Source organism: Thermovirga sp. (assembly GCA_012523215.1).
Classification (GTDB): Bacteria; Synergistota; Synergistia; order Synergistales; family Thermovirgaceae; genus 58-81.
Genome location: JAAYIZ010000206.1, coordinates 1 through 2,390, shown reverse-complemented (window position 1 = coordinate 2,390; position 2,390 = coordinate 1). Strand labels below are relative to the sequence as shown.

The window sequence follows — 2,390 nt, the reverse complement described above, 5'->3', positions numbered from 1 at the left end:
TGGCGTCTCTGGAGAAGGTCCCGCCTGTACCGGTCAATATCGCGGAAGGAGCCTCGGTCCCAGTTCCTCTTAAGGTAATCCTTCTCGAGGTCCCTGTAGCGTTTCTCCCTGTCCCACTGCCGGGAGTAAAGATCCCTGTAATAGCGCTCCATGTCCCTTCTCTGCTTTTCGCTCAGGTGGAGCCTCCGATCCCAATCCCTCATCGTTTCCCGGTAGTAACGGTCGTGGTAGTCTCTGAAGCGGTCGGGCCTGTAGTAGTAATCGTCGTACCACCGGTCAAAGTAGATCTTGAAGGTGTAGCGCTGGTTCATGTCCAGTATCCTGAAGAACAGGTAGAGAAAATCGTCGATCCTGATCCAGCGGCCCGATCCGTAACCGTACCCGTAATCGTACCCATACCCATACCCTTGGTCGTAGTACCTGTCGCTGTCCTGGGCCTGGCTGAGCAGGATGCCGAAGGCGAGCAGGGCCATGAAGGTCCTGAGGTTGTCGTTCTCCCTTTCGATCACAACCCTGGGGCCGCCGGGCCTGATCATCCTGGTGAGGCCGAAGAGAGCATCCAGTTGGCCGGAGTAGCGGTGATCGGGCCGATAACCCCAATCCCTGCCGCGGAGTTCCTGGAAGGTGTTTCTCTGGTTGGGCGTAAGGGCGAGGGTCCTCATCAGTTCCGGGGAGAAGAGGCTGTCCACCTCCTCCTCGGACCAGTAGACCACCCCTTCGAGGTTGGGCTCCACGGCCGAGACTGCGACGGAAAAGCCCGTGCCGAGAAATAGGCTTCCCAAAACAAACATGGCCACTATCTTTTTCATGGGGCGTACCTCCGTTTCCTCAAAAGGTATTCCCTTTCGTGATTTTTCGTCGGTCCATTACCGATCCTCATTCTAGGACCCATCCTATTAAGGTGCTCTTTGGAAATGAAAAGAATTGTTAAGACCGCGATCACGGGGCTTGCCCCCGGAAGGTCCCGGCGGGGAGCGTTATTCTATATCCTGCATGGCCTGGGCCCTCGCGTCGGCGGATAGGGTCCGCGCTCTTGCGGAAGCCGCGCCTATAGCCTTCATGAATGCCGTGCGTATGCGGCTTTCCTCCAGTTCGTAGATGCCGTCGATGGTCACCCCTCCCGGGGTCAGCACCATGTCCCTCAATTCGGCGGGGTGTTTCCCCGTTTCCAAGAGGAGGCACGACGCGCCTATGGCGGTATGGGCAGCCGCCATCAGGGCGAGATTCCTGGGAAGCCCTTCCCTGAGAGCTCCGTAGATCATGGCTTCGATCACGGTGAAGATGTAGGCAGGCCCCGAACCGGACATGGCGGTCAGGACGTCCAGGTACTGCTCATCCACCTGCTGGATCTCTCCCCGCTCCATGAGGACCTTTTCCAGGAAGGGAAGCCTCTCTCGGGGAAAATCTTGTTCCGGGTAGAAAAGGGTGAACCCCTTGTGGATTCTCACGGCTATGTTCGTCATGGCTCTCACGAAATGGGCCTCCGGCGCCGCCAGCCGAAGTATATCCGTCGATATGGCCGCGGCGAAGGAGACCACGGTCTTACCGCTGAGAGTCTCGGCGATCTCCTTCAGGACCGGGACCACCTGCGCCGGCTTCACCGACAGGAACACCAGGTCGGCGTCTTTCGCGGCTGCCCTGTTGTCGGAGGTCACCCTGACGCCTTTTTCGCTGAGCCCGTTGAGTTTGTCGAAGTTCCTGCGCGTGGCCGTCACCGAGTATCGTGGTGCGAGCGCCTCCGAAAGTGCGCCACCGACGATGCCGGCGCCGATAACGCAGATCCTGGCTTTCTCTTTCTCTTCCATAATATTCCCCCCCTCGATAATAAAAAAGCCGCCGACCCGGAGGTCGGCGGCCTTGGATGTCTAAAAGGCTGAACGGATCACTGGATCAGGACAAGACCGTACCTTCCCGGGAAGGGCTCTTTCGGGACCTGAGCGGAACGCACGGGTTAGGTCGGGTCATCCTTCTTGCGGAAACCTGCATGCCAGTGCTCCTCCTTTGGAATCGCACCGATCAGTTGATGAAGAAGATAACCTCTCTATTCCCTTTCGTCAATAGCCGGAATCGATATTGTGGCCGGACAGCGATATTGAGTCCGATCTTGAAAACTTGGGGGCCTTGAGGTTAACCTTCTTCACGGGAGGGATCCAAAATGGCAAGATGGCTTATGGTCGCCGGCGGCGTCCTGCTGCTGCTTGGGCTGGCCTTTCACTTCGCCCCCTGGCTCCTGGCCTGGTTCGGCAGGCTCCCCGGGGACATCCGCTACGAGACGGGGCGGACCAAGGTTTTCATACCCATAACCTCGATGGTCATTGTCAGCCTGATCCTCACGGTGGTGATGAACCTGCTCTCCAGGAGATAGGGGGACGCTTCAGGGGGGTCTTCCC

At 58.2% G+C, this 2,390-nt stretch carries 3 protein-coding genes; 1 reads left to right on the top strand and 2 read right to left on the bottom strand.

Annotated features, from left to right (window positions below; genetic code table 11):
• Together GX108_05775 and proC are read right to left on the bottom strand one after the other, a co-directional pair.
• Positions 1-809, bottom strand: an 809-nt coding sequence (locus tag GX108_05775) for a hypothetical protein (GenBank protein ID NLO56546.1), incomplete at its 3' end; no start/stop codon positions are given.
• Between the two features lie 168 nt (positions 810-977).
• Positions 978-1,805, bottom strand: a complete 828-nt coding sequence (gene proC, locus GX108_05770; GenBank protein NLO56545.1) for a pyrroline-5-carboxylate reductase — start codon at positions 1,803-1,805, stop codon at positions 978-980.
• 350 nt (positions 1,806-2,155) lie between these two features.
• Between proC and GX108_05765 the strand changes: the two genes are divergently transcribed.
• Positions 2,156-2,365 (top strand): DUF2905 domain-containing protein, encoded by a 210-nt coding sequence (locus GX108_05765; protein ID NLO56544.1) that lies wholly within the window; start codon positions 2,156-2,158, stop codon positions 2,363-2,365.
• Positions 2,366-2,390 lie beyond the last annotated feature (25 nt).